The organism is Hymenobacter yonginensis (genome assembly GCF_027625995.1).
GTDB lineage: Bacteria > Bacteroidota > Bacteroidia > Cytophagales > Hymenobacteraceae > Hymenobacter > Hymenobacter yonginensis.
In genome coordinates this window covers 1,006,445-1,025,649 of sequence record NZ_CP115396.1, presented here as the reverse complement: position 1 = coordinate 1,025,649, position 19,205 = coordinate 1,006,445, and the positions used below count along the sequence as shown (strand labels likewise).

Below are 19,205 nucleotides of genomic sequence, written 5' to 3'. Positions count from 1 at the left end.
GCCTCAGGCCGGCGTGATTTCGCCGCGCAGGTCGTGGGTGAGCAGGCGGCGCGTGTCGGCAGCCGGCTGCTCCAGGCCCAGCACAAACATGAGCTTGGTGATGGCCGCTTCCAGCGTGATGTCGTCGCCGCCGAGCACGCCCAGGTCGGTGAGGTAGGCGCTGGTTTCGTAGCGGCCCTGCAGCACGCGGCCTTCCTCGCACTGGCTCACGTTGAGCAGGTGCACGCCCCGGTCGGTGGCGTCGCGCAGGCACTTCAGGAACCAGGGCGCGGTGGGCGCGTTGCCGGAGCCGTAGGTTTCGAGGATGGCCCCGCGCAGGCCGTCGGCTTCCAGCTGAGTGCGCACCATGCGCTCGGTAAGGCCCGGAAACAGCGGCAGAATCGTGACGTGGTCGGAGAAGCGCTGGTGCACGCGCAGCGGAGCCGCGGGCAGCGGCCGGATCTGCTTGTCGTCAAAATCCAGCTCGATACCGGCGCGGGCCAGCGGCGGGTAGTTCTCGGAGCGAAAGGCGTTGTACTGCTGGCTTTCCACCTTCTTGGCCCGGTTGCCCCGGATCAGCACGTCGTTGAAAAACAGACATACTTCGGGCACCCGCACCGTGCCGGCCAGCGGGTGGCGGGCGGCGGCAAACTCCAAGGCCGTAATGAGGTTGCGGCGCGCATCGGTGCGGATACGGCCCACGGGCACCTGCGCCCCGGTGAATACCACCGCCTTGCCCAGGTTTTCCAGCAGAAAGCTTAGAGCCGCCGCCGAGTAGGCCATGGTATCGGTGCCGTGCAGCACCACGAAGCCGTCGTAGCGGGCGTAGTTTTCCTCGATGAGGGCCGCAATGCGCAGCCAGTCCTGAATGCTGACGTTGCTGGAGTCAATCGGCTCGCCGAGGCTCTGCACCTCCACCTGCATGTTGAGCTGGCGCAGCTCGGGCATCTTCTTGCGGATCTGCTCGAAGTTCATCGGCACCAGCTCGCCGCGCTTGTTGTAAGCCATGCCGGCCGTGCCGCCGGTATAAATAACGAGAACAGCCGTTTCAGGGCGCGAATCAGAAGAAAGCAAGGGCGGGGCAGGATTGGGTTGGGTTGGAGGAGCAAGGTAGGCAGGGCGGCTGCCGGCTACAAAGCTAGAAAACTAGTTCCCCTCCTTGGAAAGGAGGGGCTAGGGGTGGTTGATGGATGGCCGAACGGTTTTTAGAACTAGATTCTAGTTGTTGTTCAACGATTATCAACCACCCCTAACCCCTCCTTTCCAAGGAGGGGAACTAGTTTTCTAGCCCTGTCAGCCGCCATTACAGCTTGAACAGCTGCCGGGCGTTGTGGGTGGTGGCTTCCACTACTTCGGCTTCGGTTTTGCCGAGCAGCGTGGCGATGCGCCGGGCAATGAGGGGCAGGTAGGCCGGCTCGTTGCGCTTGCCGCGGTGCGGCATCGGGGCCAGGTAGGGGCAGTCGGTTTCGAGCAGCAGGTGCTCCAGCGCTATGCCGGGCAGCACCTTGTCGAGGCCGCCGTTCTTGAACGTGACCACGCCCCCAATGCCCAGCAGGAAGCCCAACCGGATAGCCTCTTCGGCCTCGGCTACGGTACCCGAAAAGCAGTGGTACACGCCGCGCAGCGTGCCGTCCTGCCCAGCCTCGATAAGGTCGGTGGTTTCGCGGAAGGCCTCGCGGGTGTGCAGCACCAGCGGCAGCTGGTGCTTTTTGGCCAGCTCGATCTGCACCCGCAGCGCCTCCTGCTGAATGCCGAGGGTGGTTTTGTCCCAGTGCAGGTCGATGCCGCACTCCCCTACCGCCGCAAACGGCCGCTTCCCCAGCCAGTCTTCCACCTCGTACAGCTCCCGCTCGAAGTTTTTGGTGACGTGGCACGGATGCAAACCCATCATGGCGTGGCACTGCTGCGGAAAGCGCGCCTCAGTTTCCAGCATGGCGTCGATGCTTTCGTGGTCGATGTTGGGCATGAGGATGGTCTGCACGCCGGCCTCAAAGGCGCGGTTGAGCATGTCATCTTGGTCGGGCTTGAACTGCTCGGAATAAACGTGGGCGTGGGAATCGGTGAAATGCATTGTTTGGTGCTTGGTGCCTTGTGCTTAGTGCTTGGGGCATAGGGCCTGGGGATTGTGGATTAGGACCTGGGTTGGAACGGTGCCGGCTTAGCGGGCGCAAGTTACGGCGGGCAGCCCGGCCGGCCGAACGGCCCCGGTCCGGCGGCTCTTTCAGCCGTCGGACCGGTCGTGGCGTGCTGACGCACCAGCCTGATGCCGCTCCTAGACCGCTTTAACGACGACCGGCTCGACGGCTGAAAAAGCCGCCGGACCGGAACCCCACCCCAGCTCACTATGCACCAAGCGCTATGCCTTAAAACCTAGCGATACCTTCTCCCCTTCCAGTCAAACGACAGCGGCAGCAGGCGGAAGATGGCCAGGGCGGCGGTGAGGGCGGGCGTGTAGAGTTCGAACAGCGGCAGCAGGTGCAGTGGGGCGCGGCGGCCGGCGCGGCGGAAACAGAGCGCGGCCAGCAGCCCCTGCAGCAGCATTTTGGCCAGCAGCACCAGCCCGGCCACCAGCGGCCCGGCCAGCCACCAGAGCGCCAGCAGCGCCGGATAGAAGCCCGCATAGTACAGCAAACCGCCTTTCAGCCACCACGGCAGGCTTTCCACGCCCCGGCTCCAGCGGCGACGCTGGTGCAGCAGCGCGCCAAACGTGGGCATGGGCAAACTCTCAGCCAGCACCTCGGGGCGGAACAGAATCCGGTAACCAAAGCCGTGGCGCAGCGTGGCCCGAAACAGCTCAAAGTCCTCGGTGACGGAAAACGGCAGCGCCTCGTAGCCGCCGGTGGCTTCGTAGGCGGCGCGCGTCACCAGCATGTTGTTGCCCATGGCCGTCACGGGCCGACCCAGATCCGACACCACCTGCACCAGCCCCAGCGAAATCAGCCAGTCGAGGCCCTGTAGCTTATCAAACAAACGCGGGCCCTGCACCAGCGTGAGGCCCGTCACGGTGCCGATACCCGGCTGCGCGTGGGCCAGCAGCGCCGAAACCCAAGTGCGAGGCACGGCAATGTCGGCATCGGTGATGAGGAAAAAGTCGGTAGTGGCGGCGCGGGTGAGGTGGGCCAGCACGTTGGCCTTGCCGCGGGCCAGTCCCAGCGTCTCCTGAATGGGCACCACCCGAAACGTGCCGCCGAAGCCCTCCATTGCCTGGGTGGCTACGGCGGCGGTACCGTCGGTGGAGCCATCATCACCGAGCAGTACTTCCAGCAAATGCGCCGGGTACTCCAGTTGCCGGACGGACTGCAGGCAGCGCCCGATGGCCGCCGCCTCGTTGCGGGCCGCAATCAGCAAACTCACGCGCGGCAACAGCTGCGGCAGCGGCCCCGGCAGGCTCCCGCGCCGCGTGGCCAGCAGCAGCGTGGAAGCCGCCAGAATCAGAAACCACCCGGAAAGAAAAAGCGTGAGGAACAGCAAAGTTGGTGATGGGGTGATGGGGTGATGGGGTGACAAAATAAGAACGTCATGCAGAGCGCAGCGAAGCATCTCGCGGGCTGATGTTGCAGCGAGGGTCGCTAGAGCGTTGTGCGGACAGTAGCGCGAACTACAAAGTTCGCGCTACTGCTCGTGCTGCGCCGAATATGCAGCAGGACGTTCTTTTTCAACCCACTGCTACTACAACAGCTCAAACGAATACCCTTCCTCAGCACAGGCCGCTAGGTAGCGCGGCAGCACGGCGCGCAGGTTGTGGCGGGCCTTCCGGCTGTCGTGGAACACGACGATGGCGCCGGGGCGGGTGTGGGCCAGGGCGGCACGCAGGCAGGTTTCGGGCGGATAGGCGGCGTCGTAGTCGTAGGTGAGCACATCCCACATGATGAGGCGGTGGCTGGAGTGCAGCGCGGCGGCCTGGGCGCGGGTGAGACGGCCATAGGGCGGGCGCAGCAGCGGCCGGGCCTCGGGCTGCGGCAGCAGCGCATCCAGCGCCTGCTGGCAACGGGCCACCTCCTGCAGATACTGCGGCAGCGGCGTCCGCCAGCCACTCACGTGGTGGAAGGTGTGGTTGGCGAGGCGGTGGCCGGCGGCCAGCACCTGCCGGGCAATGTCGGGGTGCTTTTCTATGTTGTCGCCGACGCAGAAGAACGTGGCGCGGGCGTTGTGCCGAGCCAGCTGCTCCAGCACGAAGGGCGTTTCCTCCGGAATAGGGCCGTCGTCGAAAGTGAGGTAGAGCGGCTTCTCCCCCGCCCGCACCGGCCCACGCCACTCAGTGTGCGGCAGCCAGCGTTGCATGATTTCGGGGAGGCGGTGGACACGCATGGTTTTCAATCGGGAACGGTGACGTTGTAGGCTTGGGGCGGTGTAGAGACGCGTATTCGCGTCTTATCGTTGGTGATGTTGTTTAAACGGACGGCGCGGCTACGGTCGTTCAACGACGAGACGCGAATACAAGTCTCTACACCATGCTGCATCCTCATTCTTTCACCGCCGCCAGTACCGCCTCCCACAGCACTTCGGCGCTGTGCTGCCAGGAGTAGCGCTGCACGTTCTGCAGGCCTTTTTCTATTAGCGAGGCACGTAGCGCGGGCTCCTGATGCAGGCGCACCAGCGCGTTGGTGATGGCGCCAGCATCGTGCGGATCGGCGAGCAGGGCCGCGCCGCCGGCTACTTCGGGCATGGAGCTGCAGTCGGAGGTCAGAACTGGCGAGGCGCAGGCCTGGGCCTCGATGATGGGAATGCCGAAGCCTTCGAGCAGGGGCACGTAGACGGTGGCGTGGGCGGCGGCGTAGAGTTGCACCAGCTCTTCTTCGGTCACGCGGCCGGTCAGGTGCACGTCGTGGCGAAACTGCAGCTGCTGGTACACGTCGAACATGGGGCCCGCTTTCCAGGCCGTGCGGCCCACGATGAGCAGCTTGGTGGCGGCGCCGGTGCGCTGCTTGAACGCGTCGAAGGCGCGCAGCAGATTCGTCAGGTTTTTGCGCGGGTGCAGGGCGCCCACAAACAGGAAGTAGGGTTTGCCAGCCGCGTACCGCTCCCGCGTAGCGGTCTGCACGGCCGGTGGCTGGGGCTGGAAGTGCGCATCGGCCGCGTTGCCGGCCACCCGGGTTTTGCCGGGCGCCACACCATACGTGCGCACCAGATCCTGCCGCGTCGCCTCCGACACTGCTACCAGCTGCGCCGAAGCCCGGGCAAAGCGGGGCGCGAAAAACTGATAGTACCGATGCTCCAGCCCGCTCATGTGCTCGGGAAAATGCTCGAAGGCCAGATCATGGAACACCGTCACGCGGGGTACGCGGGTAGCCAGGGTGGTGTAGCCGTCGGGGCTGAGGAACACGGCCGGCCGGTGCCGCCGCAGCCACAGCGCCACGGCCCCCTCAAACCACGCCACCCACAGAAACGGGTGCCGCGCCGACGGCAGCAGCACGTGCGGCACCACGTTGGGGCCCGTCAGGTACCGCGCATCAAAGGCGCGGTCAAACAGCAGGTGAAACGTGTGCTCCGGGTGCGCCGCCACCAGCTGCTTCAACGTCTCGAACGTGAAGCGCCCAATGCCCTCCAGCTGGCCGCCGGGCAACAGAAAGCGGGTGTTTACGGCGATGTGCAAGGTGGTGGGGTGATGATTTGGTGGGTTGGTGGGGTGACAAAGGTAGCTGTCATCCTGAGCTTGCGAAGGACCTTATCAGTCTGGAACGACTCAGCGGACTTCGATTCAACCCAAGCAAACCTCAGCAAAAAGCTCCTTTTATCAATTATGTGCTGGCGTGAGAAGGTCCTTCGCAGGCTCAGGATGACAGACTGTATACAAATCCACCAGCCCACCACCTCACCTCCCCAGCAACTGCCGCAGCTCGGCTACGCGCACGATGCGGGTCAGGAACAGGATGGCCACGAAGCTCAGGCCGGCCAGCACCGACTCTAACAGCCAGTGCAGCTGCAGGCCCATTTGCAGGCCCGCCCACACGGCGCACAGCAGCCCGAAGGCCAGCGCCAGCCGCGCCAGCCACGCCCACGGCACCGGCACGCCCGTGCGCCGATGCACCAGCCACAGGTAGCCCACCGACACAAATACGGCGCACACCAGCGTGTTGATGGCGCCAGCCACCGCCCCCAGGCGCGGTAGCAGCACCAGGTTCAGGCCCACGTTCAGGACGATGCTCAGGCCCACCAGCCAGCTCACCGGCCGCTCGTGGTTGGTGCTGGTGAGCAGAGTGCTGTAGATGGCGAAGAAGGCGTGCACCAGCACACTCACGAACAGAATCTTGAGGCAGAGCGCCATGCGGGCCACTTCCGGCGGCGTGCTGTGCGTGAACTGCCAGAACAGGATTTCGCCCCGAAATAGCACAAAGCCGCAGATCAGCAGCATGGGCACCGTGACCACGCGCTGCCCGAACCAGAGCAGGTCCTTCTGCTCCTCGGGCCGGCCGGTGGCGTGGGCGAACTTGGCGAAGAACAGCGGCAGCACCGTCCAGAGGTACATCATCATGGTGTCCAGCCAGCGGTAGGAGGCGGCGTAGTAGCTGGCCTCCTGCGCCGACACCAGCCGTTCCAGCATCAGCATGTCAATCCGCTCATTCAGCCCATATACCAGCGTAATGAAGGCCAGCGGCAGACTGGCTTTGAGCACGGTGCGGGCCTGGCCCACCTGCAGCCGGAACCGCACCCGCCCGTAGAGCCGCGCAATGACGCCGTAGAGCACCACAAACGTGAAGCCCACGGCCAGCGTGCGGGCGCCCACGTAGCGGTCCAGGGAAATGCCGATGGGCACCAGCAGCAGCACCAGCCCCAGCAGCAGCAGCTTTTCCAGCACCGACAGTAGTGCATCGGTGTTGAAGCGCTGATGGGCCTGCAGCACGCCCCGCAGAAACAGCGTGTACTGCGCCAACAGCAGACCGCCCGCCGTGAGGCCGAGCAGCGTGAGCGTATGGCCGCGGTAGCCCAGCAGCCACCCGATACCCAGCGTAACCAACAGAAACAGCCCCGACAGCCAGCCCTTCAGGGGCAGCAGCGTCGGGAAGTACTCGGTGAGGAAGTCGGGGTTGGCGGCGACGCGCTTGGTGGTGAGCTGGGTGGTACCCAGGTCGGATACCTGCGCCAGGATGGTGGCCAGCGTGAACAACGCCGTGAACGTGCCGAACGCCGCGTGGCCCAGTCGGTCCTGCACCAGGCTTTCCACCATCACCCAGCCCGGCTTCACCAGCAGGTTGAGCAGCACCACGAAGCTGATATTTCCGAAAAAGCGTTTGATACAGGCCGGGAATAGAGGATGGGCCGCGAAATTACAAGGAATGTAGCATAGGCTTCCGCCGGTGCCAGACTTCCGCCTGCCCGCCCCGTGCAAAAGGCGGAATGCCACCAGCCTACAGATTTTCACAGTCCACTCTATAGTTCTTCCTTTTTGGAAAGCGAGTTGGAGCTGAAGCCAGCACAGGCTAAAGCCTATGCTACATGTAATGCCCGATTACACTAGCTTTGCTGCGTTGTGGTGTGGCCGGCAGGCCGGCAATACCGCAGTAGCTTGTCTTTTCGCCCCTCTATGTCATCCCGCTCCTATTCGCTGCTGGGCCTGTGGCCGGTTATCAATCGTTGGAAGTATCTGGTGCTCGGCGCGGTGGCGCTGGCCTTTGTGGTCAGTGCGGTGGTAGCCCTGCTGATGCCCAACGTCTACAAGTCCACCTCGGTGTTCTACCCCACCAACCCCAATACTACCGACCCCGACCGGATTGTGACGGAGGGCGGCAAGCTGGAGCTGGGCGGCCGTAATGAAGACCTGGACCGGGTCATCACCATCGGGCAGTCGCAGCCCGTGGCCGAGGGCATCATCCGCCGCTTCAAGCTGCACGAGCACTACGGCGTGGGCCAGGCCGGCGACGACATTGCCGACAACGCCGCCCTCAACGAGTTCAGCAGCAACCTCAACATCGTCCACAACGACCGGGACGCCATTGAGCTGACCTTCCTGGACACCGACAAAGTGCTGGCTGCCCGCATCGTGAATGCCATGGTGCAGAGCATCGACTCCGTCAACCAGCAGCTCACGTTTGCCAACCGCCGCAAGGTGCTGGGCCTCTACGACCAGCGCCGCAGCTTCCTGGAGCGCGAATACCAGAGCACCTATGACAGCCTGCTGGCCGGACGCCGCCGCTACGGCGTGTATGGCCTGGCCCTGGAATCCCGGTATCTGGCCAAGGAAATCATCGAAACCGAAAATGCGCTGCGCCGGGCCGAAGGCGAAGGCAACAGCAGCAAGGCCGCCGGCCTGCGCCGCGCCCTGCGTGCCCTCACCCGCGCCGATGGCGGCAACATCTTCAACCTGGAAAGCTACACCGCCGGCAACGACCGGATGAACACGCTCTACGCCCGCTTCAACGACATCCAGACCCGTCTCATCAAGGCCCGTGGCGACTACGAATCGGCCAGCCTGAGCATCAGCGGCAAGATTTCCAGTATCTACGTGGTGCAGGAAGCCTACCCTGCCACCCGCAAAGCCGCGCCGGTACGCTGGTTTATCGTGCTGTCGTCGGTGCTCGTGACCTTCGCCTTCGCCGTCATCTTCATCACCCTGCTGGAGCTCTACCGCGGCAATCTGTCGATTAAGAACTAGTTGTTAGGGCTTAAGGCTTAGGTTATTCATCAGCTTAACCTCCTATCACCAAGCCCTAAGCCCCAGGCAATAAGCCCTAAGCCCTACATGAAACCCCTGTCCTCTCTGCGGCCGCACTTCACCGACCAGCGCCTATTTATGGCGTTTGTGGGGCTGTTGCTGAGCTGTGGGGCGGCGGCGATGCTGCGCTCGTCGGGTTGGCTGGCGCTGCCGGTGGCGGCGCTGGGCGTGGCGGTGCTGCTCGTGGACTGGCGCTGGGTGTACTACATTCTGCTGGCCACGCTGGCCTTCTCGGTGGAAGTGGCGCTGCCCGGCGGCCTGAGCATGGACGTGCCCTCAGAGCCGCTGCTGCTGGTGCTGCTGGTGTGCTTTGTGGTGAGCGTGCTGCTGGGCCGGAGCCAGGTGCCGGCCCGCGTCTGGACGCACCCGCTGGTGGTGCTGATGGGGCTGGCGCTACTGTGGTCGGTGGTGAGCACGGCGTTTTCCGTGAACACGCTCAAGTCGGTGAAATACCTGCTGGCCAAGACATGGTACATCGTGCCCTTCGTGTTCGTGACGCTAGCCGTGGTGCGCCGCCCCCAGGATATCTGGCGGATAGTAGCGCTGTTTGCCGCGGGTGTGTGCGCTACCGTGGTGTACACCATGCTGCGCCACGCCGCCAAGGGCTTCGGCTTCGATTCCATCAACTGGGCCATTCAGCCCTTCTACCACAACCACGTGCTGTACGCGGCCACGGCGGCGCTGCTGGTACCGCTGGCCTTCTACGCCGCCCGCGACGCCACTTCCCGCGGCGCACGCTGGCTCTGGTACGCGGTGGTGCTGGTGGCGGTGGGCGGCGTGCTGCTCTCCTATACCCGCGCCTCCATGTTATCGTTGGTGGTGGCCGGGCTGTACTACGGCATCATCCGGCTACGCCTGACGCGGGTGGTGCTGATTGTGGCCAGCGTGGGCACGCTGCTCACCACGGCCTATTTCGTTCGCGACAACACCTATATGCTGTACGCGCCGGAATTTGAGAAAACCATCTTCAACGGCGGCAACTTCGAGAAGCACCTGGAGGCCACCTACAAACTGCAGGACGTGTCGGGCATGGAGCGAGTGTACCGCTGGGTGGCGGCGGCCCACATGATTGCCGACAAGCCTCTGACCGGCAGCGGCCCCTCCACGTTCTACCCCGAGTACAAGCGCTACACCGTGCGCAGCTTCCGCACCTACGTGAGCGACAACCCAGAAAAGTCGACCACCCACAACTACTTCCTGCTGCAGTTGGCCGAGCAGGGCGTGCCGGGCTTTCTGCTGTTTGTGGCGCTGGTGTTCACGGCGCTGCTGCTCGTGGAGCGCCTTTACCACCGCGCCCAGACCGCCCAGCACCGCCGCCTCGTGATGGCCGCCGGCTTGTCGCTGGTCATCACCGTGTTTCACCTGCTGCTGAATGAGCTGGTGGAGGTCGATAAAATCGGCTCCTTCTACTACATCTCCCTGGCCATCCTGATTCGGGTGCAGCTATGGGTGGAAGACAACGAGCAGGCCCGGTTAGTGTAGTTTTTCGTTGCTAGCTGTCAGTGAAAAGAACTCGCACGACCTGACAACGGGTAACTGACAACCAACAACTATCAACCTGCTACTAACAACTAATATCTCTAGCCTGTACCTTCGCCAAAGGCAGCAGTGCCCGCACCTATTTCCCTTCTTTTGCCACTGACAATGACCGTTAACGAATTCTTTGAGCTGTTTCTGGACGAACTACGCAGCAATCAGCATCTGACCAGCTACTATAAGTTTCTAGAGAATCCGGCCAGCTTCGAGTTCCGCAAGTCCTACGTCACGCAGCGCCTGCACTACATCCTCGACCACCTGCCCAGCACCGAGGCCGCCATCTGGGACTGCGGCTGCGGCTACGGCACCACCGCTATTTTCCTGGCCCTCAACGGCTACAAGGTGCACGGCACCACTCTGGAGTTCTACTTCAAGCACATTCCGGAGCGCTTGAAATACTGGTCGCAGTTCGGCGACGTGTCGGGCTTCACCTACAGCTACGAAAACCTGTTCGACTCGCCCCCGGCGCCGGCCTCCTACGACCACGTCATCATCCAGGACACGCTGCACCACCTAGAGCCGCTGCAGGATGCGCTGCGCATCTTCCACTCGGCCCTGAAGCCGGCCGGCAACCTGATTATCGTGGAGGAAAACGGCGGCAACGTGGTGCAGAACCTGAAGCTGTACCTGCGTCGCGGCAACAAGCGCATCATCGAAATCTACGACGAGCAACTGCAGAAGAACATCCTGCTTGGCAACGAGAACATCCGCGACCTGGCCACCTGGCGCCGCGAACTAGCCAAGCAGCACCTGCACATCTACCCCGCCGACGTGCAGTACATCCGCCTGTTTCCGCCGTTCATGTTCAAAGACGGCAACTCCCAGCAGCTCATGGCCCGCGAAGGCCGCCTCTGGCGCAGCAACTCGTTGCTCAAGGAAAACCTGTTTTTCGGCCTCAACTTCGTGGCGGGGAAGGCAAAGTAAGGCCCCATAAGATTAAGGCCGCAAGGCCGTCATGCAGAGCGGAGCGAAGCAGTTCGCTAGTGTATTGATTCTACCACACTGGCGAACTGCTTCGCTCCGCTCTGCATGACGGCCTTATGGCCCTACTTAAACCGGCAGCTCAGAATCGTCACGTCGTCGGCGAACTGGCTGCCGTTGACGTTGTAGGCTTTTATAGAGGCCAGCAGCTCTTCGTGCAGGCGCTTGAGGGGCAAGTAGCGGTTCTGGGCCAGCAGAGCCAGGATGCCTTCTTCGCCGAACTCTTCCTGGTTGGCGTCGAACACTTCGGTCAGGCCATCGGTGTAGTTGAGCAGCAGGGCGCGGCCGGGAATGTGCACCTCCCCCACTTTCAGACCCGGCAGCTCGTCCATCACGCCCAGCATGATGGTGCCCTCGCGCAGGCGCTCCACCTGGCCCGAGTCGAACACTAGCAGGGGGTCGTTGTGGCCGGCATTCACGTATTGCAGCACGCGGCTGGCGCGGTCGTAGACACCGAAGAACACGGTGATGAACTTGTCGCCGCCGGCATTGCGGAAAATCAGGTTGTTGAGCTCCTGCGCGATGGTAGCCAGATCAACCTGCTGGCGGAGCAGCGTGCGCAGCCCGGCCTGGAAGTTGGACATCAGCAACGATGCCGCCACGCCTTTGCCCGATACGTCGGCCACGCAGAACAGGAAGCGGTTGGCGTCGATGTCCACCACATCGTAGTAGTCGCCACCGACGGCCGTGTGGGGCACGTAGGACGCGGCCACGGCCACGTGGGCGTCGTTGGGCAGCTTGCGTGGAAACAGCATGGTCTGCACTTCCTGCGCAATTTCAATCTCCTTGCGCATGGCAGCCGCCGCCACCCGCTGCCGGCCCAGGCGGCGGTTATCGATGGCGCCGAGCAGAATGTTGCTGAGTGTTTCCAGGAATTTGGCCGCCTCGCCGCTGGCGTAGTCCTCGTGTACGTTGCCGATAAACACGTAGGCCACCACCTCGTCGTTGCGCACCACCGGAATCACCGCTTCCAGCATGCTCCACTCCGTACCCAGGCCCATACCGGCCAGGGCAGCCGGCTGCCCGCCCGTGCCGCGCAGCACCGATTCAGGCAGCGAAACCCGCCGGAAATCGGGTAGCATCGCCCCAAACGACACCACGCACTGCCACTGGCCCTCTTCCTTCACGTAGAGCACCAGCCGCCGGATGTTGAGCTGGCCGAGCAGCGTGAACTGGAAGATTTTGTAGAGGGCCCCCTCACTGTGGTCCTGGTTGATGGCCTGCGTGATTTCCAGCAAGGCCCCTAGTTCCCGGTCTTTCAGGAAAAGGCGCTTTTCAGGGGTGAGCGTAGAGTTGGGCATGGAGGAGTAAGGATAAGGGATGAAGGATATAGGATGAGGGATGGAAGGGTGAGGGATACGATACCGAAGTTGTCCGTAATCCTTTATCCCTTATCCTCTGTCCTTTCAACCATTCAGAGGCGTTTTAGGATCGTAGGCGTCGCGGAGGCCGTTGCCGAGCAGGTTGAAGCTGAGCACCAGCAGGCTGATGGCTAGGCCGGGCAGCAGCGTCAGCCAGAGGCCGGCTTCGGTGCCCAGCAGCTGGAAGCCTTCGTTCACCATCAGCCCCCACGACGGGGCCGGCGGCTGCACGCCCAAACCCAGAAAGCTCAGGCCGGCTTCGAGCAGAATGGCCGCCGCAAAATTACTGGTTGCAATGACAATCAGCGGCCCGGTCATGTTGGGCAGCAGGTGCCGGATGATGAGGCGGCTTTGCGGCAGGCCCAGCACGCGGCCGGCTTCCACGAAGGTTTTTTCGCGCAAGCTCAGCATCTGACCACGCACCACCCGGGCCACGTCCACCCACATGGTGAGGCCCACGGCCACAAATGAGGTCCAGACGCCCTTGCTGTCGAGGGCCAGCGAAATGGCAATAACTAGCATGATGCCCGGAATGCTCCACACCACGGTCATCACGCCCAGCAGCAGCGAGTCGAGCCAGCCGCCCACGTAGCCGGCCACGGCGCCCACGGCCATGCCCAGCACCACCGAAATCAGCACCGCCACCAGCCCAATGCCGAGGCTGACGCGGGTGCCCAGCAGCAGCCGGCTCAGCTCGTCGCGGCCCGATTTGTCGGTGCCCAGCCAGTAGGTGCGCGGCCCGATGCGCTCCTGCGCAACCAGCTGCTGCAGCTCGGCGCGGGTGCCGGGTTGCCCCGCCACCTCGGCCAGTGAATAGCGGCGGGCCTTGTCGGCCAAGGCTGAGTGGTTTTGGTAGGGCTCGATGAACACGGAGTCGCCCTGGAAGCGGTAGCCGCCGATGGGCACTTCCTGGTAGCGCGGGGCGCGGCCCGAGGCCCAGTTCCGGAAAATGTTGTCGGATGCCGAGCGCAGGGAGTCCCGGATGGGCAGGCGCAGCACCGTGGCCTGGAAGCCGGGTGGTTCTTTCTGCAACTGCACCAAGCTGTTGTTGGCGTTGGGCGAGTTGTCGGGCAGCACCCAGTAGCCCAGCACCGCAATCAGGGAGCACAGCATAATGAAGCCCAGCCCGGCCATGGCCGGGCGGTTGCCGAGCAGCCGCTGCCGCACGTAGTAGCCCGGCGACCGGGCCGCGGCGCCGGCCGTGGTTGCTTGCGTGCGTGTGAGCGTGGAGCCGGCCACGGCTAGCGGGTGTTGTGCTGCAACAGGCCTTCCTTGGAAGCCAGAAACAGGCAATCCTGGCTGAGCGCCCCGAACGAGCTTTCCTCGTAGGCCAGCTCGGTGTCGGGGTCGGGCCAGTAGCTGCGGATGAGGCCGCGCTCGAGCAGGCTGCGCAGGTGCTGGGTCAGCTCGGCGGCCGGCAGGCCGGTTTTCTGGCGCAGGGCGGCAAAAGGAGTGACGAAATAGAGCTCGTCGAGAATATCGAATTCGGGGTCAGTCACGGAGAGGAGGGCAAAGGCGGAAACAGGAGCCAAAGGTAGCAGCCCGCCCGCAATTCGGCGGTTTTTGTCAGTCGACTACTACCAAACCTGGGCCGGCAGTTCCGGCGAAGGCATCCTGCGAACGAACATAGAGCAGAATCTGTCGGATTTCGTCGTCGCTGAGCTGGAAGCTGGGCATCTGCTGCTTCTGGTACTGGTTGAAAATCTTCACGGCGTACTCGTCGCCGCTGGCTACCACTTTGCTGGAATTTTTGATCCAGGGAATCAGCCAGCTTTCGGGGCGGCGTTTGGCGAGCCCCGCCAGCGCCGGGCCCACTACCACGTCGTTGATGGCGTGGCACTGGGCGCAGTTGCCCTTAAAGAGGGCGTCGCCGGCGGCAATGGCGGCCGGGTCGGCGCCGGGCGGCAGCGGGGCGTTTGCCGTAGCGGAGTCAACTGCCAAGGGCGCTTCCGTCGGCTCCAAGACGTCGTTTGCCAGGCTTGGCGTTGCCTCATGCAGCAGCCCGGTCATGCTCAGAATAAACACCCCAATCGTGACGACCAGCAGCGCCATAGCCGCCGGAAACACCAGCTCCAACCAGTTTCGGTTCATCGATATAGTGAAATAGGACAGGTAACCGTCGCTTTGCCGCTACTATTTTATAGTACTGAGTCGTGAGTATTGAGTATCCAGACCTTTATCAAACCACTGCAAAACAATCAGTTGACAAGTCCAACTACTCAATACTTATATCTAACTACTACATACTAAATAACAACGTGCGACGCAGGCAGCGCACTATTGGCCGCCCTGTTGAAGTACGCTCCCGGCGGCCACAAACCCAACCTAATTCCGGCCTTTATTTCACCGGCCGGCCTTTCCAGACGTAGCCGCCGCGCAGGCCGGCCAGCCCCACCAGCAGCGCATACGGCGCGTAGAGCAGCTGCAGCACCGGCACCCAGCACAGCCAGCGCCGCTGCCCCAGGAACTGCAGCACCGGCGCCAGAAACCAGTAGTCGGCGCCCAGCTTGAGTGCCCAGGCGGCGGCCACCCAGGGCGCCAGCGCCGGCTGCCAGCACAGCGCCGCCAGGCCGGCGGCCAGCGCCACGTTGGCCAGCAGCACCAGCACCGCCAGCTGCTGCGAGGGCGCGTGCCGGTAGTGCCGCCACTTGCTAGCCCAGCGCACCCGCTGCTGCAGCAGCGCCGCCAGCGTGGCCGGCCCGGCGGTGCGCACTATGGCGGCCGGGTGCTTCAGAAACCGGATGCTGCCCGGAAAGGCCGCGTGGAGCTTGTGCAGCAGGAATTCGTCGTCGCCGCTGGGCAGGTGCTCATTGCCGGCGAAGCCCTGCACGGCCGCGAAGGCTTCGGGGCGGTAAGCTAGGTTGGCGCCGTTGCACATGGTGGGGGTGTCGGCCGCAATGCCGGCCCCGCCCGTGCCCACCAGCCCAGCAAACTCCAGCCCCGACAGCTGCTGCAGCCACGTACTGGCCCCGGTCAGCAGCACTGGCCCGCTCACGAAGCGCACTTCCGGGCCGGCCTCTGCCAGCAGGGCGGCGTAGCTGCGGAGCCAGTCGGGCCCCACGCGGCAGTCGGCATCGGTGCAGACCACCCACGGGGCGTGGGCCTGCGCCAGCGCTACCTGAATGGCGGCTTTTTTCCCGACTCCGGCTCCGGGCAAGGCGGCCAGCTGGACGGGACGCAGCAGCAACGGGCTGCTGCCGGCCGCCGCCGTCAGCAGCGCGGCCGTGGCATCGGTGGAATGGTCGTCGACGATAATCACCTCAAACTCGGCGAGCGGCAGTGTCTGGCTGGCTAGATCCTGCAACAGGTGCGGCAGGTTGTTGGCTTCGTTGCGGGCGGCTATCAGCACCGAGAAGCGCGGCGGCGCGGCCGGCTGGTTGCTTCCGACACCACTAGCCTGCCCCGCCAGCTCCTCTCCCCTATCCAGGTTCCTGACTGGCAGCTGCTGCCAGGCCTGGCGGAAACGCAGCATGCGGAGCGCGTAGAGTAGCGGCGCAACCAGCAATAGCAGCCCGAGGAGTATGCTCATGCGGCGGGCGGCGTTGGGGCGGAAGAATCAGCTTTGCGCCGCTTGCGCAGCACTTTCAGGCGCAGCACAAACAACAGCCCGGTGGCGCTGGGCAACGCAATATTGAGAATCCAGAGGCTGAGACTGGCGCTCAGTACGGGCAGCGCTGGCTCGCCGAGCAGCCCAAACAGGTGCGTGGCCGACAACTCACGCACGCCCACATCGGCCAGGGCATTGAGCGAGGGCACCAGCGACTTGAGCAGAAACGTGCCCGCCACCGCGGCCGCGCCCGGCCCCAGCGCCGCCTGGGTGCCGTAGGCCTTTAGCAACAGCCCAAACTGGGCACAGAACACCGCGTACCGCAGCCCCGACAACGCCAGCACCGCATGAATGGCCGGCGCCCGGTAGGTGGGCATTACGGCCAGAAACCGCCGGAACCGCTGCAACGGCCGCACCGCCATCAGCACGGCCAGCAGCAGCCGCGAGCGGTAGAGCGGCAGCAGCACGGCCGCGTTCAGCAGCACGGCCGCCACCACGGCGCCCAGCTGGCTGGCCGGGTAGCCGCGCAAATAAAACCGCAGCAGAAAGTACAGCAGGCCCGCCGTGCCGGCCAGCACCGTGACCACCAGCTGGGCGTAGCGGCCCAGAAACACGGCCCCCAGCGCATCGAGGCGGCGGCTTTTGAGCTCGATGATGCGGCCGGCGTAGTCGCCGACGCGGTTGGGCGTGACGAAGCCCAGCGTGAGGCCCACCAGCACCGCCCGGAAGCTGCGCCGGAACGATACCAGCTCCAGGTGCCGGGCCAGGCGCCACCATTTCCAGGCCTCCACGCCCCAGTTCACGGGCACCAGCGCCAGCGCCAGCAGCACCGGCCCACGGCCGGCCCCGGTGAAGGTGGCCGCCAGCAGGCCGCGCCAGGCCGCCGCCGTGGCGCCATCAGCAAATACCGAGTGATAGAGCAGTCCCAGCGTGAGGGCCGTGATGAGCAGCTTGCCCGCCACCACCAGCCCCTGCCCCCGGCGGGTGGCAGTGGCCGGCTTTTTTTCCGGCTTTTGGACGTAGTTTTGTAGATGCCGGGGCAAGTGGAGGAGGCGCTTTCGGTTGAAGGCGGCAAGTTACCGACGAAAATCAACGCCCGCCTTGCTTCGCCCGGATTCTCTGCCCCGTTTGCCTCGCCCATGATTCTGCCCCTCGCCCCTACCGACCTGCTGCCCAAGATTATCATGGGCGTCGACCCCGGCACCAACCTGATGGGCTACGCCGTGATTGAGGTGCAGGGCCAGCGGGTGCGCATGCTGGAGTACGACGTGATTGACATGCGCAAGCTGGGCACCAACCACGCCCTCAAGCTCAAGCGCATCTTCGAGCGCATGACCGAGCTCATCGACGAGCACTTGCCCGACGAGCTGGCCATCGAAGCGCCGTTTTTTGGGGTGAACGTGCAAAGCATGCTCAAGCTGGGCCGGGCCCAGGGCGTGGCCATTGCCGCCTGCCTGGCCCGCCAGATTCCGTACGTGGAATACGCGCCCACCAAGGTCAAGCAGGCCGTAACGGGCTCCGGCAACGCCAGCAAAGAGCAGGTGGCCCACATGCTCCGCCAGACCCTGAAGCTGCCGCCCATCGAAGAAGCGCCCAAGTTCCTGGACGCCACCGACGCGCTGGCCGTGGCCATGTGCCACCACTACCAGAAGGGCAACAACGTGAAAGCCGGCGGCAAAAGCTGGGGCAAGTTCCTGGCCGACAACCCCGGCAAACTGGCCGCCCCCGTAGCCGGCAAGAAAGCATCGGCAGCACAGAAAAAACCAGCGGCGTGAGGCTGGTTGTTTGTTGCCAAGAGTTGACAACTATATAGCTAAAAATTAACAGCTTAAAACCATCTATCCTATGCAGCGCCGCCCCGTCCGTTCTACTTCCCTGAAAGCCGTGGGCTACGAGGCCGCCACGCAGACGCTGGAAATTGAATACCGCCACGGCGGGCTGGTGCGCTACACGGGCGTGCCGGCCGCCATTCACGCGGCGCTGCTGCAGCTACCCAACAAGGCGCTGTTTGTAGAGCAGGTGCTGGACCGCAACGACTACGGTCGCGAGCAGTTGCGCGGGTAGCGGCTACTTCGGCCAGATGTAGGTGCGCGACCATTCCTGCAGCGCCTGCACCTGCGTGGGGTGGGCGCTAAGCCAGGCTTTCACGTCCGGCGTGGCCTCGGCGCGCGACGCTTGCACGGTGTAGGCCAGTGCCGGCAGATGGCCCTGCTTTTCCATAGCCACGAAGTACGGCACGTAGTATTGCCACACGAAGCCTTCCTGCTGCTCGGGCTTGCCCTCTGCTAACCCCTGGCACAGCGAGCTAAGCTTTTCAACAAGCCGCTCGGTTGGCGCCTTGCTCTTGTTTTTCTCGTCGAAGTCCAGCGCCGTAGCCATGGTGAGCAGCATATCGGCCTGGCTGAAGTTGTCGGGCTGGCTTTTCTTGCTGTTCACCTGCTTCAGCACATCCGCCGACATATTGATACTGATGCTGTTGTCGCCGGTTTGCTTGACGCCCTGCCCTACCAGCCGGTCGAGGCGGGCGAGGCTGGCAGCGGCGCGCGGGCCTGTGGGCTCCAGCTGCAGCAGCCGCAGGGTTTCCAGCAGGGCGGCTATGCGGTTGCCTTGCATGGCCGTCAGCGTCGCCAGAGCAGAATGGGAATTGGCGTGCTCCGGCCGGCACCGCACCGACTGCTGCATGCTGGCAATGGCCTCGGCCGGCTGATCAAGCCCCTTGGCCTGCGTGATGCCCAGGTTGAAGTACAGCGGGCCGTCGTTGGGGTAGCGCTTCAGGCCTTCCTGATATATTTTGGCGGCGTCTTTGGGCTTTTTGAGGCCGTCTAAAGCGTTGCCGTAGGTGCTATAGAACGAGGCGTCAGGTTTGGGTTCCTGCTTCAGGATTTCCTTGCACAGCGCTACGGCTTCCGCGTTACGGTCCTGGGTGTTGTAAGTCATGGCCAGCTCGTAGCGGGCGGTGATATTGGCCGGATCCTGCTTCAGCGCTTCCTTGTAGGGCAACACGGCTTCGTCGTATTTGCCCTGGTCGTGGAGCGCCACGCCCTGCTGCACCAGCTCCTGGCTGGTAGTCGTCTGGGCCGACGCGAACTGCATAGAAAGGCTGAGCCCCAGGGTCAGCAGCAAACATGTATAGCGGTTAGACATAGTGGAA

Annotated in this window: 18 protein-coding genes; 5 read left to right on the top strand and 13 right to left on the bottom strand. The window is 63.8% G+C overall.

Annotated elements, in window-relative coordinates; genetic code table 11:
- Positions 1-3: 3 nt before the first annotated feature.
- The 6 genes from O9Z63_RS04465 to O9Z63_RS04440 all read right to left on the bottom strand — a co-directional run bounded on the left by O9Z63_RS04465 (position 4) and on the right by O9Z63_RS04440 (position 7,183).
- Positions 4-1,053 carry an asparaginase gene (locus O9Z63_RS04465; protein ID WP_270128120.1) on the bottom strand — a complete coding sequence of 350 codons (1,050 nt, stop codon included), beginning with the start codon at positions 1,051-1,053 and terminating at the stop codon, positions 4-6.
- A gap of 229 nt (positions 1,054-1,282) precedes the next feature.
- Positions 1,283-2,050 (bottom strand): TatD family hydrolase, encoded by a 768-nt coding sequence (locus O9Z63_RS04460; RefSeq protein ID WP_270128118.1) that lies wholly within the window; start codon positions 2,048-2,050, stop codon positions 1,283-1,285.
- A 299-nt stretch (positions 2,051-2,349) separates the two neighbouring features.
- On the bottom strand, positions 2,350-3,450 hold the full coding sequence (locus O9Z63_RS04455; RefSeq protein WP_270128117.1) for a glycosyltransferase: 1,101 nt from the start codon (positions 3,448-3,450) through the stop codon (positions 2,350-2,352).
- A 198-nt stretch (positions 3,451-3,648) separates the two neighbouring features.
- The gene (locus O9Z63_RS04450; RefSeq protein WP_270128115.1) at positions 3,649-4,287 is read right to left on the bottom strand and encodes a polysaccharide deacetylase family protein; all 639 of its coding nucleotides are present in this window, start codon (positions 4,285-4,287) and stop codon (positions 3,649-3,651) included.
- A gap of 154 nt (positions 4,288-4,441) precedes the next feature.
- Positions 4,442-5,572 carry a glycosyltransferase family 4 protein gene (locus O9Z63_RS04445; protein WP_270128113.1) on the bottom strand — a complete coding sequence of 377 codons (1,131 nt, stop codon included), beginning with the start codon at positions 5,570-5,572 and terminating at the stop codon, positions 4,442-4,444.
- Positions 5,573-5,791: 219 nt separating this feature from the next.
- Positions 5,792-7,183, bottom strand: coding sequence for an oligosaccharide flippase family protein (locus O9Z63_RS04440; protein ID WP_270128112.1), 1,392 nt, complete (start codon positions 7,181-7,183; stop codon positions 5,792-5,794).
- A 318-nt stretch (positions 7,184-7,501) separates the two neighbouring features.
- Between O9Z63_RS04440 and O9Z63_RS04435 the strand changes: the two genes are divergently transcribed.
- The 3 genes from O9Z63_RS04435 (at position 7,502) to O9Z63_RS04425 (ending at position 11,089) form a co-directional block, all read left to right on the top strand.
- Entirely contained in the window at positions 7,502-8,569 is a 1,068-nt protein-coding gene (locus tag O9Z63_RS04435) for a GumC domain-containing protein (RefSeq protein WP_044013091.1), read from the top strand.
- A gap of 87 nt (positions 8,570-8,656) precedes the next feature.
- Positions 8,657-10,111: an O-antigen ligase family protein gene (locus O9Z63_RS04430; RefSeq protein ID WP_270128111.1), complete on the top strand. Its 1,455-nt coding sequence runs from the start codon at positions 8,657-8,659 to the stop codon at positions 10,109-10,111.
- A 162-nt stretch (positions 10,112-10,273) separates the two neighbouring features.
- Positions 10,274-11,089 carry a class I SAM-dependent methyltransferase gene (locus O9Z63_RS04425; RefSeq protein WP_270128110.1) on the top strand — a complete coding sequence of 272 codons (816 nt, stop codon included), beginning with the start codon at positions 10,274-10,276 and terminating at the stop codon, positions 11,087-11,089.
- A gap of 122 nt (positions 11,090-11,211) precedes the next feature.
- Here the strand turns inward: O9Z63_RS04425 and O9Z63_RS04420 are convergent, their stop codons facing one another.
- The 6 genes from O9Z63_RS04420 to O9Z63_RS04395 form a co-directional block, all read right to left on the bottom strand.
- Positions 11,212-12,447, bottom strand: a complete 1,236-nt coding sequence (locus tag O9Z63_RS04420) for a PP2C family protein-serine/threonine phosphatase (protein ID WP_270128109.1) — start codon at positions 12,445-12,447, stop codon at positions 11,212-11,214.
- Positions 12,448-12,552: 105 nt separating this feature from the next.
- The gene (locus O9Z63_RS04415) at positions 12,553-13,746 is read right to left on the bottom strand and encodes an ABC transporter permease (RefSeq protein WP_270128108.1); all 1,194 of its coding nucleotides are present in this window, start codon (positions 13,744-13,746) and stop codon (positions 12,553-12,555) included.
- 2 nt (positions 13,747-13,748) lie between these two features.
- Complete coding sequence (locus O9Z63_RS04410; RefSeq protein ID WP_044013096.1) at positions 13,749-14,006, bottom strand: MarR family transcriptional regulator; 258 nt, start codon at positions 14,004-14,006, stop codon at positions 13,749-13,751.
- 67 nt (positions 14,007-14,073) lie between these two features.
- Positions 14,074-14,598, bottom strand: a complete 525-nt coding sequence (locus O9Z63_RS04405; RefSeq protein ID WP_270128107.1) for a c-type cytochrome — start codon at positions 14,596-14,598, stop codon at positions 14,074-14,076.
- A gap of 247 nt (positions 14,599-14,845) precedes the next feature.
- Positions 14,846-16,036: a glycosyltransferase gene (locus tag O9Z63_RS04400; protein ID WP_270128106.1), complete on the bottom strand. Its 1,191-nt coding sequence runs from the start codon at positions 16,034-16,036 to the stop codon at positions 14,846-14,848.
- Positions 16,033-17,097 (bottom strand): lysylphosphatidylglycerol synthase transmembrane domain-containing protein, encoded by a 1,065-nt coding sequence (locus tag O9Z63_RS04395; RefSeq protein ID WP_270128105.1) that lies wholly within the window; start codon positions 17,095-17,097, stop codon positions 16,033-16,035. The genes O9Z63_RS04400 and O9Z63_RS04395 overlap by 4 nt, the downstream gene beginning before the upstream one ends.
- Before the next feature lie 96 nt (positions 17,098-17,193).
- Here O9Z63_RS04395 and ruvC point away from each other — a divergent pair, with 96 nt between their 5' ends.
- Complete coding sequence (gene ruvC, locus O9Z63_RS04390) at positions 17,194-17,829, top strand: crossover junction endodeoxyribonuclease RuvC (protein ID WP_270128104.1); 636 nt, start codon at positions 17,194-17,196, stop codon at positions 17,827-17,829.
- 70 nt (positions 17,830-17,899) lie between these two features.
- Positions 17,900-18,118, top strand: a complete 219-nt coding sequence (locus O9Z63_RS04385; protein ID WP_270128102.1) for a KTSC domain-containing protein — start codon at positions 17,900-17,902, stop codon at positions 18,116-18,118.
- 3 nt (positions 18,119-18,121) lie between these two features.
- Here O9Z63_RS04385 and O9Z63_RS04380 read toward each other — a convergent pair whose 3' ends face one another.
- Entirely contained in the window at positions 18,122-19,198 is a 1,077-nt protein-coding gene (locus tag O9Z63_RS04380) for a tetratricopeptide repeat protein (protein ID WP_270128101.1), read from the bottom strand.
- Positions 19,199-19,205 lie beyond the last annotated feature (7 nt).

Excerpts from the sequence above, each read along its gene's own strand:
- O9Z63_RS04460 (WP_270128118.1), bottom strand. The coding sequence starts at position 2,050 with ATGCATTTCACCGATTCCCACGCCCACGTTTATTCCGAGCAGTTCAAG.
- O9Z63_RS04450 (WP_270128115.1), bottom strand. The coding sequence starts at position 4,287 with ATGCGTGTCCACCGCCTCCCCGAAATCATGCAACGCTGGCTGCCGCAC.
- O9Z63_RS04435 (WP_044013091.1), top strand. The coding sequence starts at position 7,502 with ATGTCATCCCGCTCCTATTCGCTGCTGGGCCTGTGGCCGGTTATCAAT.
- O9Z63_RS04430 (WP_270128111.1), top strand. The coding sequence starts at position 8,657 with ATGAAACCCCTGTCCTCTCTGCGGCCGCACTTCACCGACCAGCGCCTA.
- O9Z63_RS04425 (WP_270128110.1), top strand. The coding sequence starts at position 10,274 with ATGACCGTTAACGAATTCTTTGAGCTGTTTCTGGACGAACTACGCAGC.
- O9Z63_RS04420 (WP_270128109.1), bottom strand. The coding sequence starts at position 12,447 with ATGCCCAACTCTACGCTCACCCCTGAAAAGCGCCTTTTCCTGAAAGAC.
- O9Z63_RS04405 (WP_270128107.1), bottom strand. The coding sequence starts at position 14,598 with ATGAACCGAAACTGGTTGGAGCTGGTGTTTCCGGCGGCTATGGCGCTG.
- O9Z63_RS04400 (WP_270128106.1), bottom strand. The coding sequence starts at position 16,036 with ATGAGCATACTCCTCGGGCTGCTATTGCTGGTTGCGCCGCTACTCTAC.
- ruvC (WP_270128104.1), top strand. The coding sequence starts at position 17,194 with ATGATTCTGCCCCTCGCCCCTACCGACCTGCTGCCCAAGATTATCATG.
- O9Z63_RS04385 (WP_270128102.1), top strand. The coding sequence starts at position 17,900 with ATGCAGCGCCGCCCCGTCCGTTCTACTTCCCTGAAAGCCGTGGGCTAC.
- O9Z63_RS04380 (WP_270128101.1), bottom strand. The coding sequence starts at position 19,198 with ATGTCTAACCGCTATACATGTTTGCTGCTGACCCTGGGGCTCAGCCTT.